The 23,826-nt window shown below is 69.6% G+C and carries 22 protein-coding genes; 16 read left to right on the top strand and 6 right to left on the bottom strand.

Annotation, left to right across the window (positions count from 1 at the left end; all coding sequences use genetic code 11):
• Window positions 1–180: 180 nt before the first annotated feature.
• A complete protein-coding gene (locus tag ACIRCZ_RS01375) occupies window positions 181–2,481 on the top strand; it encodes a polyribonucleotide nucleotidyltransferase (protein WP_055892438.1) in 2,301 nt (766 codons plus the stop codon).
• Window positions 2,482–2,608: 127 nt separating this feature from the next.
• On the opposite strand, the gene ACIRCZ_RS01380 is transcribed toward ACIRCZ_RS01375, so the two are convergent.
• On the bottom strand, window positions 2,609–3,079 hold the full coding sequence (locus tag ACIRCZ_RS01380; protein WP_055892441.1) for an Lrp/AsnC family transcriptional regulator: 471 nt from the start codon (window positions 3,077–3,079) through the stop codon (window positions 2,609–2,611).
• Between the two features lie 234 nt (window positions 3,080–3,313).
• On the opposite strand from ACIRCZ_RS01380, the gene pdhA reads away from it, so the two are divergent.
• The 3 genes from pdhA to ACIRCZ_RS01395 are packed head-to-tail and all read left to right on the top strand — an operon-like array spanning window position 3,314 to window position 6,776.
• Window positions 3,314–4,429: a pyruvate dehydrogenase (acetyl-transferring) E1 component subunit alpha gene (pdhA, locus tag ACIRCZ_RS01385; protein WP_402851602.1), complete on the top strand. Its 1,116-nt coding sequence runs from the start codon at window positions 3,314–3,316 to the stop codon at window positions 4,427–4,429.
• Window positions 4,426–5,439, top strand: coding sequence for an alpha-ketoacid dehydrogenase subunit beta (locus ACIRCZ_RS01390; protein WP_402848828.1), 1,014 nt, complete (start codon window positions 4,426–4,428; stop codon window positions 5,437–5,439). Before pdhA ends, ACIRCZ_RS01390 begins: the two co-directional genes overlap by 4 nt.
• Window positions 5,436–6,776, top strand: a complete 1,341-nt coding sequence (locus ACIRCZ_RS01395; RefSeq protein WP_402848831.1) for a dihydrolipoamide acetyltransferase family protein — start codon at window positions 5,436–5,438, stop codon at window positions 6,774–6,776. Before ACIRCZ_RS01390 ends, ACIRCZ_RS01395 begins: the two co-directional genes overlap by 4 nt.
• Window positions 6,777–7,055: 279 nt before the next feature.
• Here the strand turns inward: ACIRCZ_RS01395 and dapD are convergent, their stop codons facing one another.
• Complete coding sequence (gene dapD, locus ACIRCZ_RS01400; RefSeq protein WP_402848833.1) at window positions 7,056–8,045, bottom strand: 2,3,4,5-tetrahydropyridine-2,6-dicarboxylate N-succinyltransferase; 990 nt, start codon at window positions 8,043–8,045, stop codon at window positions 7,056–7,058.
• Between the two features lie 17 nt (window positions 8,046–8,062).
• On the opposite strand from dapD, the gene dapE reads away from it, so the two are divergent.
• The 3 genes from dapE (at window position 8,063) to ACIRCZ_RS01415 (ending at window position 10,630) form a co-directional block, all read left to right on the top strand.
• A complete protein-coding gene (dapE, locus tag ACIRCZ_RS01405) occupies window positions 8,063–9,145 on the top strand; it encodes a succinyl-diaminopimelate desuccinylase (protein ID WP_055892456.1) in 1,083 nt (360 codons plus the stop codon).
• Window positions 9,129–10,364, top strand: coding sequence for a hypothetical protein (locus ACIRCZ_RS01410; protein WP_402848837.1), 1,236 nt, complete (start codon window positions 9,129–9,131; stop codon window positions 10,362–10,364). Before dapE ends, ACIRCZ_RS01410 begins: the two co-directional genes overlap by 17 nt.
• A 92-nt stretch (window positions 10,365–10,456) precedes the next feature.
• Entirely contained in the window at window positions 10,457–10,630 is a 174-nt protein-coding gene (locus ACIRCZ_RS01415) for a DUF3117 domain-containing protein (protein WP_082581279.1), read from the top strand.
• 97 nt (window positions 10,631–10,727) lie between these two features.
• Here ACIRCZ_RS01415 and ACIRCZ_RS01420 read toward each other — a convergent pair whose 3' ends face one another.
• The gene (locus ACIRCZ_RS01420) at window positions 10,728–11,360 is read right to left on the bottom strand and encodes an O-methyltransferase (protein ID WP_055892463.1); all 633 of its coding nucleotides are present in this window, start codon (window positions 11,358–11,360) and stop codon (window positions 10,728–10,730) included.
• Between the two features lie 82 nt (window positions 11,361–11,442).
• Between ACIRCZ_RS01420 and ACIRCZ_RS01425 the strand changes: the two genes are divergently transcribed.
• The 3 genes from ACIRCZ_RS01425 (at window position 11,443) to ACIRCZ_RS01435 (ending at window position 14,740) form a co-directional block, all read left to right on the top strand.
• The gene (locus ACIRCZ_RS01425) at window positions 11,443–11,817 is read left to right on the top strand and encodes a twin-arginine translocase TatA/TatE family subunit (protein WP_055892466.1); all 375 of its coding nucleotides are present in this window, start codon (window positions 11,443–11,445) and stop codon (window positions 11,815–11,817) included.
• 43 nt (window positions 11,818–11,860) lie between these two features.
• Window positions 11,861–13,237: an MFS transporter gene (locus ACIRCZ_RS01430; protein ID WP_402848843.1), complete on the top strand. Its 1,377-nt coding sequence runs from the start codon at window positions 11,861–11,863 to the stop codon at window positions 13,235–13,237.
• Between the two features lie 66 nt (window positions 13,238–13,303).
• On the top strand, window positions 13,304–14,740 hold the full coding sequence (locus ACIRCZ_RS01435) for a pyridoxal phosphate-dependent decarboxylase family protein (protein ID WP_402848846.1): 1,437 nt from the start codon (window positions 13,304–13,306) through the stop codon (window positions 14,738–14,740).
• A 6-nt stretch (window positions 14,741–14,746) separates the two neighbouring features.
• Here the strand turns inward: ACIRCZ_RS01435 and ACIRCZ_RS01440 are convergent, their stop codons facing one another.
• From ACIRCZ_RS01440 to ACIRCZ_RS01450, 3 genes are read right to left on the bottom strand one after another with little or no spacing between them, the layout of a single operon-like run.
• Window positions 14,747–15,889: an Mrp/NBP35 family ATP-binding protein gene (locus ACIRCZ_RS01440; protein WP_402848849.1), complete on the bottom strand. Its 1,143-nt coding sequence runs from the start codon at window positions 15,887–15,889 to the stop codon at window positions 14,747–14,749.
• The gene (locus tag ACIRCZ_RS01445; RefSeq protein WP_055892479.1) at window positions 15,882–16,403 is read right to left on the bottom strand and encodes a DUF1003 domain-containing protein; all 522 of its coding nucleotides are present in this window, start codon (window positions 16,401–16,403) and stop codon (window positions 15,882–15,884) included. The genes ACIRCZ_RS01440 and ACIRCZ_RS01445 overlap by 8 nt, the downstream gene beginning before the upstream one ends.
• Window positions 16,390–17,715, bottom strand: coding sequence for a magnesium transporter MgtE N-terminal domain-containing protein (locus tag ACIRCZ_RS01450; RefSeq protein ID WP_055892482.1), 1,326 nt, complete (start codon window positions 17,713–17,715; stop codon window positions 16,390–16,392). The genes ACIRCZ_RS01445 and ACIRCZ_RS01450 overlap by 14 nt, the downstream gene beginning before the upstream one ends.
• A 56-nt stretch (window positions 17,716–17,771) precedes the next feature.
• Between ACIRCZ_RS01450 and ACIRCZ_RS01455 the strand changes: the two genes are divergently transcribed.
• The 6 genes from ACIRCZ_RS01455 (at window position 17,772) to dhaK (ending at window position 23,821) form a co-directional block, all read left to right on the top strand.
• Window positions 17,772–18,464, top strand: a complete 693-nt coding sequence (locus ACIRCZ_RS01455) for a general stress protein (RefSeq protein WP_402848854.1) — start codon at window positions 17,772–17,774, stop codon at window positions 18,462–18,464.
• An 84-nt stretch (window positions 18,465–18,548) separates the two neighbouring features.
• A complete protein-coding gene (locus tag ACIRCZ_RS01460; protein WP_055892488.1) occupies window positions 18,549–20,372 on the top strand; it encodes a GAF domain-containing protein in 1,824 nt (607 codons plus the stop codon).
• A 95-nt stretch (window positions 20,373–20,467) separates the two neighbouring features.
• Window positions 20,468–21,328, top strand: coding sequence for a class II fructose-bisphosphate aldolase (locus ACIRCZ_RS01465; RefSeq protein WP_402848857.1), 861 nt, complete (start codon window positions 20,468–20,470; stop codon window positions 21,326–21,328).
• A 3-nt stretch (window positions 21,329–21,331) separates the two neighbouring features.
• Window positions 21,332–22,144, top strand: a complete 813-nt coding sequence (locus ACIRCZ_RS01470) for an HAD-IA family hydrolase (protein ID WP_055892494.1) — start codon at window positions 21,332–21,334, stop codon at window positions 22,142–22,144.
• On the top strand, window positions 22,141–22,794 hold the full coding sequence (gene dhaL / locus ACIRCZ_RS01475; RefSeq protein ID WP_402848861.1) for a dihydroxyacetone kinase subunit DhaL: 654 nt from the start codon (window positions 22,141–22,143) through the stop codon (window positions 22,792–22,794). Before ACIRCZ_RS01470 ends, dhaL begins: the two co-directional genes overlap by 4 nt.
• Window positions 22,795–22,825: 31 nt before the next feature.
• Window positions 22,826–23,821, top strand: a complete 996-nt coding sequence (gene dhaK, locus ACIRCZ_RS01480) for a dihydroxyacetone kinase subunit DhaK (protein WP_055892499.1) — start codon at window positions 22,826–22,828, stop codon at window positions 23,819–23,821.
• Window positions 23,822–23,826: the final 5 nt, after the last annotated feature.

The following is a 23,826-nucleotide window of genomic DNA, read 5'->3' on the forward strand; positions in this document are numbered from 1 at the left end:
GGCCAGACGGGCACAGAACCGCGCGCAGGCACTCGACGTCACACGACAGCCGATGCCACCTGTGCGCAGGAAGCCGCACGTACACGGAGGACTTCCGTGTCGATCTGCCTGTTCCCCTGCTCCGATGGAGGAGTCGCCGCCCATACGGGGCGACGACGTAAAACAAAGGAGAAAGACCTCTTGGAAGGTCCCGAAATCAAGTTCGCCGAAGCAGTCCTGGACAATGGACGCTTCGGCACCCGCACGGTCCGGTTCGAAACCGGACGCCTCGCACAGCAGGCACAGGGCGCCGTCGCCGCCTACCTCGACGAGGAGACCATGCTGCTGAGCGCGACCAGCGCCAGCAAGCACCCGAAGGACAACTTCGACTTCTTCCCGCTGACCGTCGACGTCGAAGAGCGTTCGTACGCAGCAGGCAAGATCCCCGGCTCGTTCTTCCGTCGTGAGGGCCGCCCCTCCACCGAGGCGATCCTCGTCTGCCGTCTGATCGACCGGCCTCTGCGTCCGTCGTTCGTCGACGGCCTGCGCAACGAGGTCCAGATCGTCATCACCGTCCTGAGCATCGCCCCCGACGAGTTCTACGACGCTCTGGCGATCAACGCCGCATCCATGTCGACCCAGATCTCCGGCCTGCCGTTCAGCGGCCCGATCGCCGCGGTGCGCCTCGCGCTCATCCCCGGCAACGGTGCAGCTGAAGACCAGTGGATCGCGTTCCCGAAGGCGTCGCAGCTCGAGGAGGCCGTCTTCGACATCGTCGTCGCCGGTCGCGTGATCACCGACAAGAACGGCCAGGAAGACGTCGCGATCATGATGGTCGAGGCCGAGGCCACCGAGGGCAGCTGGAACCTCATCCAGGGCGGCGCCACCAAGCCGAACGAAGAGGTCGTCGCACAGGGCCTCGAGGCCGCGAAGCCGTTCCTCAAGCAGCTCGTCGCCGCGCAGAACGTCGTCGCGGAGCAGGCGGCGAAGGACATCGCAGACTACCCGGTGTTCCTGCCGTACACGCAGGAGACCTACGACAACGTCGCCGGCCTCGCATACGACGAGCTCGTCAACGTCTACCAGATCGCCGACAAGATCCAGCGCCAGAACGCCGACGACGCCCTCAAGGAGCGCGTCAAGGTCGCCCTGACCGAGAAGGTCGAAGCCGGTGTGCTCCCCGCAGAGACGCTCACGCAGTTCTCCGCGGCGTACAAGTCGGTCTCCAAGGTCGTCATGCGCGGACGCGTCCTCCGCGAGGGCATCCGCATCGACGGCCGTGGCCTGACCGACATCCGTCCGCTCGACGCAGAGGTGCAGGTCATCCCGCGCGTCCACGGTTCGGCGATCTTCCAGCGCGGAGAGACCCAGATCCTGGGCGTCACCACGCTGAACATGCTCAAGATGGAGCAGCAGATCGACTCGCTGTCGCCCGTCACCAAGAAGCGCTACCTGCACCACTACAACTTCCCGCCGTACTCGACCGGTGAGACCGGTCGCGTCGGTTCGCCGAAGCGTCGCGAGATCGGGCACGGCTTCCTCGCCGAGCGCGCGCTCGTGCCGGTGCTGCCGAGCCGCGACGAGTTCCCGTACGCGATCCGTCAGGTGTCCGAGGCTCTCGGCTCCAACGGCTCGACGTCGATGGGCTCCGTCTGCGCATCCACCCTGTCGCTGCTGAACGCCGGTGTGCCGCTGCGCGCCCCTGTCGCAGGCATCGCGATGGGCCTCATCTCCGACACGGTCGACGGTGAGACCAGGTACGCGGCCCTCACCGACATCCTCGGTGCGGAAGACGCCCTCGGCGACATGGACTTCAAGGTCGCAGGCACGAGCGAGTTCGTCACGGCGATCCAGCTCGACACCAAGCTCGACGGCATCCCCTCCGCGGTGCTCGCCGGTGCGCTGAAGCAGGCGAAGGATGCTCGCACGACCATCCTGAGCGTGCTGAACGCCGCCATCGACCAGCCGGACGAGATGGCCCCGACCGCGCCCCGCGTGATCTCGGTCCAGATCCCCGTCGACAAGATCGGCGAGCTGATCGGCCCGAAGGGCAAGACGATCAACGCCATCCAGGACGAGACCGGCGCCGACATCTCCATCGAGGAGGACGGCACCGTCTACATCGGCGCCGTCGACGGCCCGTCTGCCGAGGCAGCCCGTGCCCAGGTGAACGCGATCGCGAACCCCACCAACCCGGAGGTCGGCGAGCAGTTCCTCGGAACCGTCGTCAAGATCGCCGCGTTCGGTGCGTTCGTCTCGCTCCTTCCTGGCAAGGACGGCCTGCTGCACATCTCCGAGGTGCGCAAGCTCGCCGGTGGCAAGCGCGTCGAGAACGTCGAGGACGTGCTCGGTGTCGGCCAGAAGATCCTGGTGGAGATCACCAAGATCGACGACCGCGGCAAGCTGTCGCTCGCCCCGGTGCTCGCCGAGGCCGACGACGCGGACACGCACGGCCGCGACGCCGCCAGCGAGGGCCCCACGGCTCCCGCCGAAGGCGAGTAGTCCCGTTCCCGACGAAGGCCGTCCCGACTCCGTCGGGGCGGCCTTCGTCGTCCCCGCCCCAAAAAAGTCGAGTCCGAAGCTATTCATGCGACACGCCGGGTTAGGGCGTGAACAACTTCGGACTCGATTATTTGGCGGCGTCGCGGGCGAGGAGGGGGTGCAGGCGGTACGGGATGAGCTCGCCCATGTCGAGGGCGGTCTCCGCGCGCTCGACGCCGTCCGCGGCCTGGATGGCGCCCGTGATGCGGAAGAGGTCCTCCGCGTCCGTGCAGACCACCCGCACGAGCAGATCGGACGGGCCGGACAGCCCGTGCGCCGACACGATCTCCGGGATGGTGGCGAGCTGTTCGACGATCGACGCGAGCTTCTGCTGATGCACGTGCACCGTCACGAACGCCGCGAGCGGATAGCCGGCGGCAAGCGCGCTGATGCGTCTGTCGAACGACAGGAACACCCCGGAGCGCTCCAGTTCTGCCACGCGGGACTGCACCGTGTTGCGGCTCAGCCCGAGCCGGTCGGCGAGGGAGACATTGGTCGCCCTCGGGTCCTCCGCGATGGCCACGAGGATGCGTCGGTCGGTGCTGTCGATAGTGCGCATAGTGTGAACGCTAGCACGCGGCGACACGCCGGGATGGTGCACTGTGCACGGTCGACACGCCGATGGTTGTGCGGGGTGACCCGAAAGCGTAACGTTCCCGGTAATTCCGGCAAGGAGGCCGGAAGCCGGTTCATGGCGCCACAAGCGCGAGGGCCGGACGTGAGAGTGAAGGTTGCGTGAACCGTGACGATCGACAATCAACCAGGCATCCGGATGTCAGACGACGACGGCCGGATGGACGATGTGCACCTCGGCGAGCTCCGTCTCGGCGGCATCGACACCGTACAGCTCCTGACTCCCGACGGGATGCGGTTGAGCGACGATCGGTACGACGCCTGGATCTCGGACATCGGCGACGAGCAGCTCCTCTCGTTCTACGAGGACATGGTCGTCATCCGCCGCATCGACACAGAGGCCACCGCCCTGCAGCGTCAGGGTGAGCTCGGCCTGTGGCCGCCGCTGCTCGGTCAGGAGGCCGCGCAGATCGGCTCCGGTCGCGCCCTCCGCTCCGACGACTTCGTGTTCTCCAGCTACCGGGAGAACGGCGTCGCATACTGCCGCGGCGCTCAGCTCACCGACCTGGTGCGGGTCTGGCGCGGCACAGCGCAGTCCGGCTGGAACCCGTACGACATCAACATGGCGACCCCGCAGGTCATCATCGGCGCTCAGACGCTGCACGCCACCGGATACGCCCTCGGGATCCAGGCGGACGGAACGGACGCGGTCGCCGTCGCCTACTTCGGGGATGGCGCGACCAGCGAGGGCGACGTGAACGAGGCCATGATCTTCGCCGCAACATACGCCGCTCCCGTCATCTTCTTCTGCCAGAACAACCAGTACGCGATCTCCGAGCCTGTCTCCCTGCAGGCGCAGCGGCCGATCGCCGAGCGCGCTCCCGGCTTCGGCATCCCGAGTGTGCGGGTGGACGGCAACGACGTGCTCGCCGTGCTCGCGGTGATGCGGTCGGCCCTCGAGCGGGCGCGGACCGGCGGCGGCCCGACCTTCATCGAGGCCGTCACATACCGGATGGGCCCGCACACCACCGCTGACGACCCCACCCGCTACCGCGACCCGGCCGAGCTGGAGCAGTGGAAGGTGAAAGACCCGATCGCCCGGGTCGGCGCGTACCTCAGCAGGCAAGGTGCGCTCTCCGCCGACCGGGAGGAGCAGGTCGCCGCGAAGGCGGACCGTGTCGCCGCCGAGCTGCGCGCCGGCTGCGTTTCGCTACCCGACCCCGACCCGATGACCGTGTTCGACAACGTGTATGCGGAAGCGCACACCGGCATCGCCCGCCAGCGCGATCACTACTCGCGCTACCTCAGAACGTTCGTCGGAGGTGACGGGCGATGACCACCCTCACGATGGCGAAAGCCATCAACGCCGGTCTCCGCGCTGCGCTGGCAGGCGACGAGCACGTGGTGCTGATGGGCGAGGACATCGGAACCCTCGGCGGCGTCTACCGTGTGACGGACGGCCTGCAGACCGAGTTCGGCCCGCGCAGGGTGATGGACTCGCCGCTCGCGGAGTCCGGCATCCTGGGCACAGCCGTCGGGATGGCGTACCGCGGCTACCGCCCGGTGGTGGAGATCCAGTTCGACGGGTTCATCTACCCGGCGTTCGACCAGATCGTCAGCCAGGTGGCGCGGATGCACTACCGCACGGCAGGCGCTGTGCGGATGCCGATCACGATCCGCGTGCCGTTCGCCGGAGGGATCGGGGCTGCTGAGCACCACTCCGACTCGCCGGAGGCCTACTTCGCGCACGCCGCCGGCCTGCGCGTCGTGAGCCCGTCGAGCCCGGAGGACGCATACACCCTCATCCAGCAGGCCATCGCCTCCGACGACCCCGTGCTCTACTTCGAGCCGAAGCGCCGCTACCACGTCAAGGGCGAGGTCGACGAGACCGCAGCCCTGGCGGACGCCCGCCCCATGGGCACGGCGCGCGTCGTGGTCCCCGGCGACGACCTGACGCTCGTCACGTACGGCGGGCTGGTGCAGACGGCACGGGATGCGGCCGCTGCGGCCTCCGACGACGGCCTGTCCGTCGAGGTGATCGACCTGCGCTCGCTCTCTCCGCTCGACGTCGACACAGTCGCAGAGTCTGTGCGGAAGACCGGCCGCCTCGTGATCTCGCACGAGGCTGCGCTGTCCGGCGGGATGGGCGCGGAGATCGCCGCCTCCATCACGGAGCGCTGCTTCTACTACCTGGAGCACGCCCCTGTGCGCGTGACAGGGCACGACATCCCGTACCCGGCCGCGAAGCTGGAGGGCGCGCACCTGCCCGACCTCGACCGCATCCTGGACGGTGTCGACCGCGCGATGGATCGCCCGAACTCGCTGACCGGGGTGGAGGAGCTGTGACCGTCAAGGAGTTCGCCCTGCCCGACCTGGGCGAGGGACTGACAGAGTCGGAGCTGGTGAGCTGGAAGGTCGCGGTCGGCGACACGGTGCAGCTCAACCAGATCATCGCAGAGGTGGAGACCGCGAAGGCGCTCGTGGAGCTGCCGGCCCCGTACGAGGGCCGGGTGTCGCAGCTGTTCGTGGAGCCCGGCGTGACCGTCGCTGTCGGCGAGCGGATCGTGGCGTTCGAGGTCGGAGCGGCGGAGGAGACGGCGGAGGAGCCTGCGGCCGAGCGGCCAGAGGTCGCGCCGGCAGTGGATGCGGCTGCCACGGCAGACGCGCCGGAACCGAACCTCGTCGGGTATGGGGCGAAGGCCGACTCGGCCACGAGGCCGCAGCGACGCGCCCGCCCCGGAATCGTGACCGTCTCCGTTCAGACGGAGACGAAACGGCACACGGTCGCTGGTGAGCGCCCACGGGCGACGCCGCCCGTGCGCAAGCTGGCTCGCGAGCGCGGCGTCGACCTGGCGAGCATCCCTGGGACGGGGGAGCGGGGGCTGGTGACGCGCCACGACGTGGAGGCGTTCCTGGCTGCGCCCGCCGCGCCCGCCGCACACCTGGCAACGTCCGCGGAGACGCCCTCTGCGGTGCCGGGGGCGCGGGAGACGCGCATCCCGATCAAGGGCGTGCGCAAGGCGACGGCAGACGCGATGGTGCGGAGCGCTTTCACCACACCGCAGGCCACCGTCTTCCTGACGGTCGACGCCACCCCGACGATGGAGCTGCTCGACCGGCTTCGTGCTGGGACGGACACCCAGGAGCGCCGCCCCGGCCTGCTCACGGTGATCGCGAAGGCGCTCTGCATCGCCGTGCGCCGAACGCCGGAGGTCAACGCCAGCTGGGACGACGCTGCGCAGGAGATCGTGCAGTTCGGCTACGTGAATCTCGGGATCGCCGCGGCGACGCCGCGCGGGCTGGTCGTGCCGACGATCCGGGATGCGGACGCACTCGGCCTCGGTGACCTGGCCGCGAGCATCCGGAGCCTGGCGGAGACGGCGCGGGCGGGACGCACCAGTCCGGAGGCGATGTCGGGCGGAACGATCACCATCACCAACGTCGGCGTGTTCGGAGTGGACGCCGGCACGCCGATCCTGACGCCGGGCGAGGCGGCGATCCTCGCGGTCGGCGCCGTGCGACGCCAGCCGTGGGAGCACCGCGGCGACATCGCGCTGCGCGACGTGCTGACGCTCGCCCTCTCGTTCGACCACCGCGTGGTCGACGGGGAGCAGGCCGCCCGCTTCATCGCCGACATCGGCAGGATCGTCGCAGACCCCGCCTCCGTCATCGCCCTGGTCTGATCCGTCCCGAGCTTCCGTCCGAACGGAGAACCGTGCCGCGCGCCCGGTTCTCCGTTCGGAAGGAGAACCCGCTCGCTGCGCCGGGTTTCTCCGTTCGGACGGACGAACCGGCGGCGTGTTGCGCCGGAGTTCCTGCTCAAGCCCAACGCAGGAGATCTCGGGCGACACGTCGCCGAGAACTCCGTTCGGAAGGAGATTCCTGGGGGTGTCGCCCCCGATCTCCGTTCGGAAGGAGATTCGGGAGGGGGAGTGGGGAAGGAGAGAGCGGGAGCGAGGGCTCTAGGCGTGCAGGGCGGCGTTGAGCTCGATGCCGCCGCCGGCGCGACGGAGGACCTCGACGGCGCCGGTGAGGGAGTTGCGGCGGAAGAGCAGGCCGGGCACGCCGGACAGCTCGACCGCCTTGACCGTGCGCGGCGCGCCGTCCGCGGTGGGGGCGTCGCCGACGACGACCACCTTGGTGCCCGCCGTCACGTAAAGCCCTGCCTCGACCACCGTGTCGTCGCCGATCGAGATGCCGATGCCGGAGTTCGCTCCGAGCAGGGCGCGCTCGCCGATCGCCACGCGCTGCGTGCCTCCGCCGCTCAGCGTCCCCATGATGGATGCGCCGCCGCCGATGTCCGAGCCGTCGCCGACCACGACGCCCTGCGAGATGCGGCCCTCGACCATCGAGGTGCCGAGCGTACCTGCGTTGAAGTTCACGAAGCCCTCGTGCATCACCGTCGTGCCGGGCGCGAGGTGCGCGCCGAGGCGCACGCGCGACGCGTCGGCGATGCGTACACGGTCCGGCGTGACGTAGTCGAGCAGGCGAGGGAACTTGTCGATGCCCGTCACGTGGATGCCTGCACGCTGCAGCTGCGGGCGCAGGCGGGAGAAGTCAGCGGGATGCACCGGGCCGGCGTTCGTCCACGCCACGATCGGCAGGTGGCCGAACACGCCGTCGAGGTTGAGGGTGTTCGGGGCGGCGAGGAGGTGGGAGAGCAGGTGGAGGCGGAGGTACGCATCCGGGGTCGACGCCGGGGCGGCATCCAGGTCGATCTCCACGGTCACGATGTCCACGCGCACGTTGCGGCGGGCGTCCTCGACGGCCAGCGCCTCGAATTCCGCCGGTGCGATCCAGCGGTCGCGCCCTGCCGGGATCGAGCCGAGACGCGGCTCCGGGAACCAGGTGTCGAGCACGGTGCCGTCGCCCGCGACGGTCGCGAGGCCGTAGCCCCAGGCGGTGCGGGGGGATGCTGGCGCGGCGGATTCGGAGGAAACGTCGGAGGGCATGGCTCTAGATTAGTAGGGTGCCCCTCGACCTCAGCGCCTCGTCCATCGACATCACCCGCCAGATCTGCGACATCGAGTCGGTGTCCGGCAACGAGAAGGAACTGGCAGACGCCATCGTGGAGGCCCTCAGCGGCCTCGGCCATCTGGAGATCATCAGGGACGGCGACACGGTTGTCGCCCGCACCAACCTCGGCAGGGACCGTCGAGCGGTGATCGCCGGTCACATCGACACCGTCCCGCTGAACGACAACCTCCCCACCAGGTTCGAGACCATCGACGGCATCCAGTACCTCTGGGGTCGCGGCACCGTGGACATGAAGTCGGGCACCGCCGTGCAGCTCAAGCTCGCCGCGGAGCTCACCGACCCCGCCATCGACATCACCTGGATGTGGTACGACCACGAGGAGGTCTCCGCCGACCTCAACGGCCTCGGCCGCCTCGCCCGCAACCGGCCGGACCTGTTCGAGGGCGACTTCGCCATCCTGGGCGAGCCGAGCAACGGCGTCGTCGAGGGCGGCTGCAACGGCAACCTCCGCGTCGAGGTCCGCACCTACGGCCTGCGCGCGCACTCCGCACGCGGCTGGATCGGTGAGAACGCCATCCACAAGGCGACGCCCATCCTGGACACCCTGGCCGCGTACCAGGCGCGTGAGGTCGAGGTCGACGGGCTGGTGTACCGCGAAGGCCTCAACGCCGTCGGCATCAGCGGCGGGGTGGCAGGCAACATCATCCCCGACGAATGCATGGTGCACATCAACTACCGCTTCGCGCCGTCGCGCAGCTCGGAGGACGCCATCGCGCACATGCACGAGCTGTTCGGCGACTACGAGATCACCGTCGTCGACCGCGCGGACGGCGCCCGCCCTGGGCTGGATGCCCCGCTCGCGCAGGAGTTCCTCGCCGCGGTCGGCGGGGTGGCCAAGCCGAAGTACGGCTGGACGGATGTGGCGCGGTTCAGTGCCATGGGCATCCCCGCCGTCAACTACGGCCCAGGCGACCCTCTGAAGGCGCATGCCGACGACGAGCGCGTCGCCGTCGACCAGATCACGGCCGTCGAGGCGGGACTCCGCGCCTGGCTCACCGGTGCTCCCCGCCGCTGAGCTGGACGCGCCGCAGCAGGCGGGGCCGGTCCGGCGCGCCTGGGCGCGGTGGTGGGTGCCCGTCCTGGCCGTGTACGCGGCGAGCAGGGTCGTCTCGACCGTTCTGCTGCTGATCTTCGCGAGTGTGCAGGGGCAGAACCCCTGGACGGGCGCGCATCCCGACTACTTCTCGTTCGCGACGATCTGGGACGGGCTCTGGTACAACATCGTCGCCGTCTCCGGCTACCCGTCCAGCCTGCCGACCGTCGACGGCGTCCACGTCACGGAGAACGCCTGGGCGTTCATGCCGGGCTATCCCGGCCTGGTGAACGTTGTCATGTTCCTGACCAGGATGCCCTGGGCGCCCGCCGCGGTCACCGTGTCCGTGCTCTGCGGCGCAGGGGCGGCGCTCGTGTTCTACCGGCTGATGCTGCGGGTCGGCCTGTCGGCGTCGACCAGCCTGTTCGCCGTCGTGCTGTTCTGCGTCTCGCCTGTCTCGCCGCTGTTCCAGCTCGCGTACGCAGAGTCGCTGTACCTGCTGCTGCTCGCCACCGCGCTGCTGCTCCTGGTGGAGCGCCGTTACGGCTGGCTGTTCCCCGTCGTCACCGTCATGGCGTTCACCAGGCCGAGCGGGCTCGCCTTCGCCCTGGCGCTCGGGATGCACGTGATCTACCGCTGGGTGGTGCGCCGACGCGATCCCTTCCCGGTACGAGACCGCATCCTGAGCGTGTCGCTGACGGTGTTCAGCGGGCTGGCAGGGCTGGCGTGGCCGGCCATCGCTGCGCTCGCCACGGGCTCGATCACGGCGTACACCGACACCGAGCTCGCCTGGCGCGCTCCATACATCGGCTACCAGCACCTCGTGCCGTTCTCGTCGTGGTTCCAGGGCGCGTACTGGTGGTCGAACACGATGCTCGGGCTGCCCGGCTGGCTCGGCATCGCGGTGCTCGTCGTCGTGCTCGCCCTGTTCGCCGTCGCCCTGTTCTCGCCAGGGGTGCGCAGGCTCGGGGTCGACCTGCGGTTCTGGATCGTGGCGTACGCGCTCTACCTGCTCGCGGTGTTCTTCCCGCAGTCGAGCACGTTCCGGCTGCTCATGCCCCTCTTCCCGCTGCTCGGCGCGATGGCGCTGCCGCGAAGAAGGGTGTACCGCGTGGGCATGGTGGTGCTGTTCGTCGCGCTGCAGGTGGGCTGGCTGGCGGTGGCGTGGGGTGTCGACGGAGCGGACTGGTCGCCGCCGTGATCGGCTGTCCGCCCCGAACGCGGGTGGATTCGATTTCCACCCGTCCGCCCCGATGACAGATAATAGACAAACATCCACGAAAGGGGAGCTGCATGGCGGCCATGAAGCCGAGGACCGGGGACGGGCCAATGGAGGCTGTGAAGGAGGGTCGGCTCATTATCGTGCGGGTGCCGCTCGAAGGTGGGGGACGGCTCGTCGTCTCCGTCAACGACGCGGAAGCCAAAGAACTTCACGATGCTCTCGCGAGCGTCGTGACGACCTCCTAGCGCACACGAACGACTACCCGAAGAACGGGCCCCCGATGGGGCCCGTTCTGCGTTTCCGGGGCACATGGCGCTCCGAAGCGGCCGAACGGCTGCGGCGCTAGGGCGTCAGCTTGGTGAGCTGGAGCAGGCCGTCTCCGGCCGGTGACACGGCGGCGATGACGGCGCCGGACGCCGCGGTCTCTGTGATGAGTGTGCGGAAGCCGGTCGCGACGTCGTCGCGGGCGGCAGGGTCTGCAACGCGTCCCTTCCACAGGGCGTGCGCCACGAGCACGGTGCCGCCTGGGCGGACGAGCCGCAGCCCGTGCTCGACGTACTCGATCACCGAAGCGGGGTCGGCGTCGACGAAGACGATGTCGTAGGAGTTCTCGTTCATCCGGGGGAGCACCTCCAGTGCCCTGCCGGTGATGAGGCGCACGCGGTTGGATGCGATGCCGGCCTCGGTGAAGAAGCCGCGCGCGTGCTGCTGGTGGTCGACCTCCGCGTCGATCGAGGTGAGCTGCGCGTCCGTCCCCCCTGTGAGAAGCCACAGGCCGGAGACGCCGACGCCGGTGCCGATCTCCACGATGCTCTCCGCCGCCGTCGCTGCGACCACGATCGCGGCCTGCGCTCCGATGCTCGGGGCGATCGGCTCGATGCCCAGTTCGAGCGACTGCTGGCGTGCGCGCGCGATGACGTCGCTCTCGACGATGACGTCGTCGGCGAACTTCCAATTCGAATCTTTGTCAGACACAGTGCTCCCGATGCTCTCTCGACCCAGGATACGGCTCCGACGCACAGCGTCACCGCAGGCGCGACCGCGATACCCTTGTCTCGTGTTCGGTCTGACTTTCGACAAGTTGCTCATCGTGGCGGTGATCGCTGCGTTTCTGCTTGGTCCCGAACGTCTTCCGACCTACGCTGCCAAGCTCGGCAAGTTCACCAGGTCGCTCCGTGATTTCGCCAACGGCGCCAAGTCCAGGATGCGCGACGAGATGGGCCCGGAGTTCGACGAGGTCGACTGGAAGAAGCTCGACCCCCGCCAGTACGACCCGCGCCGGATCATCCGTGAGGCGTTGCTCGACGACCCCGCCGCCGCAGCCACGGTCACGGAGAGCGCCATCAAACCGGTGACAGAGTCGGCGTACGCGCAGCGCAAGCGCAAGCTCGAGGCCGGCTCCGTCCCGCCGTTCGACACCGAATCCACCTGAGCCGAATCCACCTGGCGGCTCCCGCATCCAATACGATGCGGGAATGATCGCAACGGAGCAGACGGTCGCGCGCGCGACGGTCACCCGCTACGCCATCGGCTCGCTTGGCACGGGTGGCTTCTCCACCCTCCCCGGCCTCGTCCTCGTCTACTACCTCACAGACTCTCTGGGGGTCGCCGCGATCGTCGCCGGCCTGGTGGTGACGCTCGCCAAGGTGTGGGATGTGGTGATCGACCCTGTGATCGGCGCCCGGTCCGACCGGATGCTCGCCGTCGGGGGGTCCCGTCGCCCGATGATGGTGCTCGGCGCCGTCTCGCTCCCCGTCTTCTTCCTGCTGACCTTCGCCGTGCCTGTCGGAACGCCGCAGCCGCTGGCCGTCGTGTGGGTGTTCCTGGCGTTCCTGCTCACGGCGACGGCGTTCAGCCTGTTCCAGGTGCCGTACATCGCGCTCCCGGCGGAGCTGGCGTCCGGCTACGACCAGCGAACCAGGCTGCTGACCTGGCGCGTCGTGGTCCTCACCTTCGCGATCCTGCTGTTCGGCGCCGGCGGCCCCGCGCTTCGTTCCCTCGGCGGCGACGACAGCTTCGCAGGGTACTTCCTGATGGCGCTCGTGGCCGGGGTGGTGATCGGGGCGGGGATGCTCGTGTCGGCGTTCGTCGCGCCGCGCGGACCGGCAGCCACGGTCGTGCCGCCGAAAGTGGGCGTGCTGACGACGCTGCGCACCAACTACGCGGCAGGCGTACGGGTGCTCAGGGACAGCCAGCCGTTCCGCGCGCTGCTGCTGACTTTCCTGCTGCAGGGGCTCGCCACCGGGCTGATGCTGGCCGGCGCGAACTACGTCGCGACCTGGGTGCTGCACTCCGAGGACGCCGTGACGTTCCTGTTCGTCGCGCTGATCGGCCCCGCGCTGATCGTGACGCCGCTCTGGGGTGTGGTGTCGCGGCGGATCGGCAAGGAGCGCGGTTTCGTCGCGGCGAGCATCCTGTTCGGGGTGGCGGCGCTGTCGATGCTGCTGCTGCTCTGGTTCCCCGGCGCGTGGGTGTATGCGCCTGTCGCGCTGGTGGGAGCGGGGTACGCGGGGATGCAGTCGCTTCCGATGGCGATGCTGCCCGACGTCATCTCGCACGACGCCACGCGCAACGGGCCGGGAAGGGCAGGGACGTTCGGCGGTATGTGGACGGCGGGGGAGACGACGGGGATGGCTCTCGGCGCGACCGTGCTGACGATCATCCTGGCGCTGACCGGGTACGTCTCCAGCTTCGTGACGACGACGTCGCATCCCGAGGCCGTGCAGTCCGCCGGCGCCGTCGCCGGCATCGTGATCGGCTTCAGCATCGTCCCAGCGGGGATCGTGGCGCTCAGCCTCCTCCCGCTCTCCCGGTATCGCCTGCGCAAGGAGGACATCGATGGTCGCGTTTGACTCGGCGGCGATCCTGGGGCGGCTGGCCGCGCTCAGGCCGCGGACGCCCCGACCCACGGCGGGCGGGTGCTGAGCTACGTCTACGACTCCGGCCTCGCCGAGGTGGACGAACTCGCCGCGCAGGCGATGCGGCTGGTGCAGCCGGTCAACGGGCTCGACCCGACCACGTTCACGTCCGTCGCGGTGATGGAACGGGAGGTGCTCGGCTTCGCACGCGAACTGCTGCACGGCGCAGACGACGTGCTGGGCTCCGTCACCTCCGGCGGCACGGAGTCGTGCCTCCTCGCGGTGAAGACGGCGCGCGACGTCTGGCGGGCGGCGGGAGGAACGGGACGGGCACGGATGGTCGCGCCGGTGACCGTGCACGCGGCGTTCCAGAAGGCTGCGCACTACTTCGATGTGGAGCTGGAACTGATCTCTGTGCATCCGGAGACCGGGGTGGTGGACGCCGCCCCCATCGTCGACAGGCTGGGGCCGGACGTGGCGCTCGTCGTGGTCTCTGCTCCCGGCTATCCGCTCGCGGCCCTCGATCCGGTGGAGGAGGTCGCAGCGGCCTGTGCGGCGGAGGGCATCGCCTGCCATGTGGATGCGTGCATCGGCGGCTGGATCCTGCCGTTCTGGCGGGCCGCGGACGGTTCGCCGCTCCCGCTCTGGGACTTCCGCGTGCCGGGCGTGACCAGCATCTCGGCCGACCTGCACAAGTTCGGCTATGCGCCGAAGGGTGCGAGCGTGCTGCTGCAGCGCGGACGGGACAGGCAGCGGATGCAGTACTTCGCCACCACGGGCTGGCCGGGCTATCCCGTGGTCAATCCGACGATGCTCGGCTCCAAGTCGGCCGGCGCGCTCGCGGCGTCGTGGGCGATCGTGCAGGCCCTCGGGGCGCGCGGGTTCGCCGAGCTCGCGGAGTCCTGCCGCAGGGCCACCAGAGCGCTGGCCGACATCGTCGGCGACATCGATGGGCTGCGGATCGTCGGCGACCCCGTCGGGCCGCTGCTCGCCGTCGCCACCGACGAGTCCGTTCCCGCCGAGCGCCGGGTCGACCCGCACCACTGGGCGGACAGGGCAGGGCACCGCGGCTGGCACCTGCAGTTGCAGCCGGGACTGGTGCAGCCGGACGGCACGCGCCTCCCGCACACCACGCACCTCACGATCACCCCGGTGACCGAGGAGCGCGTGGACGAGTTGGAGGCGGCGCTGCGCGCATCCGCCGACGAGGTGCGCGGCGTGCCGCGTGTCGACCCGGCCGCGGTCCTGGGGGCACTTCCGCCCGGGCTCGCGGAGGGGCTCGCGGGTGGGCAGGCAGCCGGACAGCTCGACGCGGAGTCCGCCTGGGGCGTTCTCCAGGCGATCGGGCTGGCCGGCGCGAGCGAGGACACCTCCGGCGCCCGCTTGCCGGACGACCTGGCGCCGTTCCTGGCGCTGATCGAGGCGCTGCCGCGACCGCTCACCGAGCGGCTGCTGATCGAGCTGCTGGCTCGGATCGTGGAGCCGACGGAGAGCTGACGCTGGTCAGACCACCGAGATCCCGAGCTTGCGCCCTGACAGGCCTCGCGCCCTGGTGGCGAGCCGGTCGGCCACCGAGCGGATCGCCTCCGCCGCCGCATCCGCCGGGTCGGTCACCACGATCGGCGCACCCGTGTCGCCGCCCGCCCGCAACGGGATGCTCAGCGGCACGGAGGCGAGCAGCGGCACCTCCTCGTCCTGCCCGGCGGAGAGCCTGCGCGCGACCTCCGCGCCTCCACCGCTGCCGAACAGGTCGAGCACCGTGCCGTCCGGCTGGGGGAGCCCCGCCATGTTCTCGATGACGCCGATGACCTTCTGGCCGGTCTGCCTGGCGAGCACACCGCTGCGCTCCGCGACGTCGGCGGCGGCCGGCTGAGGGGTGGTCACCACGATCACCTCGGCGTTCGGCAGGAGCTGGCCGACGGAGATGGCCACGTCGCCTGTGCCGGGTGGCAGGTCGAGCAGGAGCACGTCGAGATCGCCGAAGAACACGTCGCCGAGGAACTGCTGGATGGTGCGGTGCAGCATCGGGCCGCGCCAGGCGACGGCGGCGGACGGCGAGTCGACGAACATCCCGATCGAGACCACCTTCACGCCGTATGCGACAGGGGGGAGGATCATGTCGTCGACGCGCGTCGGGCGCTGCGCGACCCCGTCGGCGTCGGTGAGGCCGAGGATGCCGGGGATGGAGAAGCCGTGCACGTCGGCGTCGACGATCCCCACCCGCAGGCCGCGCTCCGCGAGCGCGACGGCGAGGTTGGCCGTGACGGTCGACTTGCCGACGCCGCCCTTGCCGCTGGTCACCGCGTACACCCTGGTGAGCGAGTCCGGACCGAACTGCTGTGCCCTGGACGCCCTCCCGCCGCGCAGCTTCTCGGTGAGCGCCCTGCGCTCCTCCTTCGACATCACGGTGACGTCGACCGTCACGGAGGTGACGCCTGGCACGCTCGCGGTGGCGGTGCGCACATCCCGTTCGATCGTGTCGGCAGCAGGGCAGCCGACGATGGTCAGCTTGACGCAGACGGTCGCGTTGCCCGACGGGTCGACGGTGACGTCGCCGACCATGTCGAGCTCGGTGATGGGCTTGCGGATCTCGGGGTCGAGCACGCCGCCGAGGGCGCGCCTGACCGTCCCAGGCAGGTCAGACACGCGCCTGCTCGCTGTCGTCTTCACGCTTGTCCAGATCGTCGAGGAGGGCGCGCAGCTCTGCGCGGATGAAGTCCTTCGTCGCCATGTCCTTGATCGCGAGCCGCAGCGCGACGACCTCGCGTGCCAGGTACTCGGTGTCGGCGAGGTTGCGCTCAGCGCGCTGCCTGTCCTGCTCGATCTGCACCCTGTCGCGGTCGTCCTGCCTGTTCTGGGCGAGCAGGATGAGCGGAGCGGCGTACGAGGCCTGCAGCGACAGCACGAGCGTCAGAGCGATGAAGCCGAGCGAGATCGAGTCGAAACGCCAGGCGACGGGGGCGAGCGTGTTCCATGCCATCCAGAAGATGACGAAGACGGTGAGCCCGAGGATGAACCACGGGGTGCCCATCGCGCGGGCGATCCACTCGGTGAACCGGCCGAAACGGTCGTTGTTGTCGACCGTTCCGCGGCGGGGGATGACGGTCGTGCGGAGGCCTTTGGGCGCATCCAGTCTGGTGTCCTGCTTACCTCGTGCCATTGCCGCCCCTCCTTCCGTTCACAATGCGGATACTGCCGGTCTGATCGGAGACGGGCGCGCGTTTCACGAGCTCGTCTTCGTCGTCGCGACTTCGCCAGTCGTCTGGCAGCAGGTAGTCGAGGATGTCGTCAATGGTCACCACCCCGACCAGTCGGTGGTTGTCGTCCACGACGGGGACGGAGACCAGGTTGTAGCTCGCCAGGATGCGCGACACCTCGGCCGCCGACGTGTTGGCCGTCACCGGCTCCAGGCTCGGGTCGAGCAGGGTGCCGAGGCGGACGTGCGGCGGGTAGCGGAGCATCCTCTGGAAGTGCACGACGCCGAGGAATCGCCCGGTGGGCGCCTCGTACGGCGGCAGGGTGACGCAGACTGCGGCCCCGAGCGCTGGCGCGAGCTCGTGCCTCCTGATGAGGGCGAGGCCCTCCGCGACGGTGGCGTCGGCGGAGACGATGATCGGCTCCGTGGTCATCAGACCGCCCGCGGTGTCCGGTGCGTAGCTCAGGAGCATGCGCACGTCCTCCGCCTCCTCCGGCTGCATCAGCTCGAGCAGGTGCTCTCCTCGCTCGTCGGAGAGCTGCGCGATGAGGTCGGCGGCGTCGTCCGGCTCCATCTGGTCGAGCACGTCGGCCGCGCGGTCGTCGTCGAGCTGGGCGAGGATCTGCACCTGCTCGCTCTCCGGCATCTCCTCGAGCACGTCGGCGAGCCGGTTGTCCGGCAGTTCCTCCGCGACTTCGAGCATCCGCTGCTGGGGGAGGTCGAGCAGCGTGTTCGCGAGGTCGGCCGGTTTCAGCTCGGAGTACGTCGCGATCAGCTGCTCGGCGGACTGCGCCTCGCCGCGTTCCTGCTTCTCGCGCACCTCGTTCCAGGAGGCGAAGGTGGTCGGCCCCTTGCCGAACGGGGACGACCCGGTCTTCGGGCGGCGCACGAACAACTGGCTGATCGCCCACTCGCCCGTCGACGACTCTTCGATCGCGACGTCCTCGATGGTCGCCTCGCCCGTGCCGTCCGCGAACACCACCTTGCGGCCGAGCATCTCGGCGATCACCCGCACCTCGCCGCCGCGCTGCTCGAACCGCCGCACGTTGATGAGCCCGGTGGTGATGATCTGGCCACTGCCGATGCTGGTCACGCGACCGATCGACACGAACACGCGGCGCTTGCCGGGGATCTCGACGATCAGGCCCACGACGCGCGGCGGATCGCTTTTGCGGTAGACCACCAGGACGTCGCGCACCTTGCCGACCCTGTCGCCTGCAGGGTCGAAAACGGTGCACCCGGCCAAACGGGCGACGAACACTCTGGTGGCACTCACAGGTAATAACTTAAGCCCTCCAGACGTGAGCAGCCTGCGGATGGAAGAATGGGGCGATGAGCAGTCAGAGCCCGCTAGGCGGACGCACCCGTGCCCTGTTCCCCACGCTGCCGCGGGGAGAGGTCGTCGCGACCTACGAAACGTACCCGGAGGCGCAGCAGGCGGTCGACGTTCTGGCCCGTGCCGACTTCCCCGTCGACAAGGTCTCGATCGTCGGAAGCGACCTGAAGAGCGTCGAGCGGGTGACAGGCAAGCTGACCTGGGGTCGCGTCGCCGTGGCCGGTGCGGCCTCCGGCGCCTGGCTCGGAATCTTCTTCGGACTGCTGCTTGTCATCTTCTCCCCGCAGGTCAGTTTCGCGTTCGTGATCGCCGCCGTGCTGATCGGCGCCGGGTTCGGGATGCTCTTCGGCATCGTGTCGTACGCCATCAACCGGCGCCGCCGCGACTACACCTCGGTGATGCAGGTGATCGCCACCAGCTACTCGGTGCTGGTGGACTCCGAGCTCGTCAACCGCGCCCGAAACCTGATGCAGGGCGGAACGGACGGCGGGCGGGAGGCGCCCGTCGCGCATCCGGCCGACCCGCCGGCGGCTCCGCACCCGAGCGACCCGCCGCCGCCGTTCCCTCCGGCGCAGCATCCCAGCGACCCGCCGCCCGCTCCTCCGGCGCCTCCTGTGCCGCCCACCTCTCCCACCCCTCCTGCGCCGCCCGTCCCGCCGGCGCCGCCCGCGGCGGAGGAGCCCCGCTAAGCGCGAAAACGTTGTCCTGCGCCGCCCAGAAGGCGCATGATGAACTCGGCACGCCTACCCGGCACGACATCACCGAGGATCGTCATGAAGGAAGCCGCAGACCAGGACACTCCGAGCTCGGACGCGATCCGAGACCGGTTCGACACCCTGTCAGCACTCGCAGGAGACCTGGCAGGGCATTTCGCCGTCGAACCCCTGCTGGAGCGCATCCTGCGCCACACTCTGCACCTGCTGGACTGCGACAGCGGCTCGATCTGCACCGTGGACGAGACCGCTGGCACATACCGCAAGGACGCCGACCTCGGCGTCGGCTGCCAGTCCGGGCAGACCTTCCCGCTGGACGAGGGCGTCACGGGCGAGGTCGTTCGCGCCCGTCGCACGGTCGTGTTCGACGAGTACGCCGATGTGCGCGGCGGCCACATCACCGGAAGCGACCGTGACAGGCTGCACGCGACGATCGGCGTGCCGATCCGCTGGAACGACGCGATCATCGGGGCGCTCGTGCTGTTCAGCCGCGACCGGGCCAGGCGGTTCGGCTCCGCAGACGCCGCCCTGCTGGAGAGCTTCGCCGCCCACGCGGCCATCGCCATCACGAACGCGCGGCTGTTCGCCATCGCGGAGCAGCGCGCGCGGGAGGCCGCTGTCGCGTCCGAGCGCGAACGGGTGGTCAGGGATGTGCACGACACCGTGGGGAGAGGACTCGCCGACATCCTGCTCAACATCGACGAGGCCGAACGCCGGCTCGCGACGGGAGCCGATGCTGCCGTCGCCCTCGGCCAGGCGCGCGTCGCTGCCCGCTCCGCCCTCAGCGAGACCCAGCGCACGGTGCTCGGGCTGGGACCGGAACAGCTCGACGGTCGCTCGCTGAGCGAGGCGATCGCCCTGGAGCTCGCCTGGGCGGAATCCGCAGCGGGGCTGCGCACCGAGCTGGTCGCCGTCGGAGAGCCCGGCCTGCTCGCGGCGGAGACGGCCAGGCAGCTGTTCCGGATCGTGCAGGAGTCGCTGACGAACGTCGTCGAGCACGCAGGCGCATCCACCGTCAGGGTCGGCATCGTCTACGGGGAGAGCGACGTGACCGCGATCGTGGACGACGACGGCCGCGGGTTCGACGTCGCAGGGCTCGCCGACGCGCCGCGCCGCCCGCTGCGCGGCCTCGGGCTGCAGGGGCTCGCCGCTCGCGCACAGCACGTCGACGGGACGGTGCACATCGAGTCGACGCCAGGCTGGGGCACCAGGGTGCGCGCCGAACTCCCGGTGCGACCGGTGGAGCGCGACGAGCAGACGCACGCGCGCTGGCGGGTCATGGTTGTGCACGCGAGCGCCGTCATCCGGTCGGGGCTGGTCAGGATGCTCGCCCTGGCCGAGCCGGAGATCCAGGTGGTGGCGGAGGTCGCCGACGCGGAGAGCGCTGTGGAGGCGTACGACCTGCTGCGCCCGAACGTCGTGCTCGCCGACCTCGACCTGCCGCACGTCGACGGCGTGCAGCTCACGTCCTACCTGCGTGCGGCCGACCAGAAGGCGAGGGTCGTGCTGCTGATCGGGGCCGTCGCCGACGACAGGCTGCTGGGTGCGACAGGCGTCGGCGCCGTCGGGTTCATCGAGCAGAGTGCCGACGCTGCCGCCATCGCGCGCAGTGTCGTCGCCGCTGCCAGAGGCGATCTGCTGCTGAGCCCGGAGTTCCTCAGCAGGTACAGCGTCTCGCTGACCGGGGGAGGAGCGGACGACGCCTTCACCCCGCGCGAGCGGGAGGTGCGCGCCCTGATCCAGCTCGGCCGGCCGGACAAGCAGATCGCGGCCGAACTGCACATCTCGGTGAAGACGGTCGAGAAGCACGTCGGCTCGCTGCTGCGGAAGACCGGAGCGGCCAACCGCACGGCGCTCGCCGGTCTGGGCGCCCAGCGCGACTGAGGTGGGCGGGAGATCCCTACCTACCGGGTAGGGGGACCCCCGTGTCCGCAGCGGGCGCGGCCTGCATACGCTGGCAGCGGATCGAGGAGGTCGCCATGCCCGTCGTGTCGCTGAAGGAGATCGTGGACCGCGCGTTCGCGGAACGCTACGGCGTCCCCGCCATCAACATCGTCAACGACCTCACCCTCGAGGCGGTGCTCGCCGGGGCAGTGGATGCGCGTTCCCCCGTCATCGTGCAGACCTCCGTGAAGACGGTGAAGTCGATCGGCTCCGACGTGCTGTTCGCAATGTGGACGGCGATGACGAAGGACATCGACGTGCCCGTCACCCTGCACCTCGACCACTGCCCTGAGCGTGCCGTCATCACCGAGTGCCTGGACCGCGGCTGGAACTCTGTGCTGTTCGACGCATCCACGTTGACCGTCGAGGAGAACCAGCGGCAGACCGTCGAGGTCGTCGCGGAGGCGCGCAGGCACGGCGCGCACGTCGAAGGCGAGATCGAGGCGATCAAGGGCGTGGAGGACGGCATCGGCGCCGACACAGAGCCGGCCAGGCAGAGCCTCGACACCGCCATCCGCTTCATCACCGAGACCGGCGTAGATGTGTTCGCCCCCTCCATCGGCAACGCCCACGGCGTGTACTCGGCGACGCCGGAGCTCGACTTCGAGCGGGTCACCGACCTGGTGCAGGCCACGAACATCCCGATCGCCCTGCACGGCGGCAGCGGCATGACAACGCAGCAGTTCGGCGACCTCATCGCCAGGGGATGCGCGAAGGTCAACATCTCCACGGCGCTCAAGATCGAGTTCATGAAGGCCAACCTCGCCTTCCTGAAACAGGCGGAGGCGGACGACAAGTGGGATCCCCCCTCGCTGTTCCGCGACGTGCGCTCGCACATCGTCTCGCTCACCACCGGGCTCGCCGACACCTTCGGCAGCGCAGGAAAGGCCTGGTGAGCCGTGCCTGCCCTCATCTTCGACTGCGACGGCGTGCTTGCTGACACCGAGCGGAACGGACACCTCCCCGCGTTCAACAGGACGTTCGAGGAGGAGGGCGTCCCCGCGCACTGGAGCGATGACGACTACCGGCAGAAGGTGCTCATCGGCGGAGGCAAGGAGCGCATGGCGAGCATCCTGACGCCGGAGTTCGTCGCGGCCACAGGGCTGCCGTCCGACGCTGACGGTCAGCGGGACATGCTCGCCCGCTGGCACAGGCGCAAGACGGCGATCTACACCGAGCTCGTGGAGTCCGGCGCGCTTCCGGCGCGGCCGGGCATCCGGCGGATCGCGGAGCAGGCGGACGCTGCTGGATGGGCGCTCGCTGTCGCATCCACGTCGGCGGAGCCCAGCGTGCGCGCCGTGCTCGAGCACGCGGTCGGGCCGGAGCTCGCCGCGCGGTTCAGCGTGTTCGCCGGCGATATCGTGCCGGCGAAGAAGCCGGCGCCCGACATCTACCTGCTCGCCATCGACAGGCTCGGGATCGGCGTGGACGACGCCGTGGTGATCGAGGACAGCGGCAACGGGGTGCAGGCGGCCGTCGCCGCGGGGCTCCGCACGGTCGTGACGGTGAGCACGTACACGGTCGACGAGGACTTCAGCGGCGCTTCCATCGTGCTCAGCTCGCTCGGCGACGACGAGGAGCCCGCGCGGATCATCGCCGCGCCCGCCGGTGTGCGGCCGGGCGACACGGTGACCATCGACGACATCGCCGCGGTGCTCGCAGCGCCCAGGCCATCGGCGACGCCGGATAGGACAGCAGAGGACAGGACATGACGACGCAGAGCTTCAGCGACACCGAGTTCGTGGTCAACACGATCGCCACGACGGCGGTCGACAACGAGAAGGAGTTCGGCGACCTCGACTCCGTCGTCGGAGACGGCGACTTCGGCTTCTCCCTCGCCCGCGGATTCGAAATCGTGCTCACCGACTGGGACACCTACGACCGCAGCGACATCGGCACGTTCCTGCAGAAGATCGCCGTGGTCATCACCGGCCGCATCGGCGGCACCTCCGGGCCGATCTGGGGCACCGCGTTCCTGCGCGGCGCGGCCATCGCGAAGGGCAAGGACGAGCTCAGCGGCGACGATGTGGTCGCCATGCTCCGCTCCGCGATGGACGGCATCAAAGCCCGCGGCAACGCCGAACTCGGCGACAAGACGCTGCTCGACGCCATCGCCCCGATGACCGACGCCATCGAGAGCGGCCTCGCCGACGGCGCATCCAGCGACGAGATCGTCGCGCGCGCTGCCGCGGCGGCACGGGATGCGGCAGACGCGACGGTCACCATGCAGGCAAGACGCGGCAGGGCCGCGTACACGGGCGAGCGCAGCATCGGCTCGCCGGACCCCGGCGCCGTCGCCGTCGCGGTCATCCTCGAACGTCTCGCCTCCACCTGGGCGAGCCGACCTCTGCAGTCCCAGTGAACGACACCGAGCGAAACCCGTGGAGAGAACAATGAAGAAGTTCGTCAACGATCCGCAGCAGTACGTCCCGGAGATGCTCAAGGGCATCGCCCTCGCCAACCCTGACACCCTCCGGTACGTCCCGGAGTACAACCTCATCATGCGCACAGACGCGCCGAGGGAGGACAAAGTCTCGATCATCCAGGGCTCAGGCTCCGGGCACGAGCCTGCGCACGTCCTCACCGTCGGCCGCGGGATGCTCGACGGCGCCTGCCCAGGCGACGTCTTCGCCGCCCCGCCGATGGACTACGTCTACGAGACCACCAAGCTGCTCGCGTCGCCCAAGGGCGTGCTGCTGCTGGTGAACAACTACACCGGTGACCGGATGGCGTTCGACATGGCCCAGGAGATGAGCCTCGCGGACGGCGTCGACGTGAAGACCCTGTTCATCGACGACGATGTGTCGGTGAAGGACTCCACATACACGGTCGGTCGCCGCGGCGTCGCGGGGAACTTCTTCGTGATGAAGGCGGTCGGAGCGGCGTCCGAGGCGGGAGCGGACCTCGACGAGCTGATCAGGATCGGCGAGAAGGTCAACTCCGTCACCCGCACGATGGGGCTCGCCCTCACCGCCTGCACGCCGCCGGCCAAGGGCTCCCCGCTGTTCGAACTGGGCGACGACGAGATCGAGATCGGCGTCGGCATCCACGGTGAGCCAGGACGACGCCGCGCGAAGATCGAGCCGGCGAACGACCTGGTCGACGAACTCCTCGAACCGGTCATCGCCGACCTGCCGTACGTGAGCGGCGACCGGGTGGCGCTGATGGTCAACGGCCTCGGCGGCACACCGATCAGCGAGCTGTACATCGCGTACGGCTATGCGCACGAACAGCTCGCTGCGCGCGGCATCACGGTCGCCCGCAGCTATGTGGGCGAGTACTGCACCTCGCTCGACATGGCCGGCGCATCCATCACCCTGGTGCGGCTCGACGACGAGATCGAGCAGTTGCTGGCCGCGCCCGCCGAGATCGGACTGCACATCTTCTGACGCTG

It is taken from the genome of Leifsonia sp. NPDC102414, assembly GCF_044765685.1.
Taxonomy (GTDB): Bacteria; Actinomycetota; Actinomycetes; order Actinomycetales; family Microbacteriaceae; genus Leifsonia.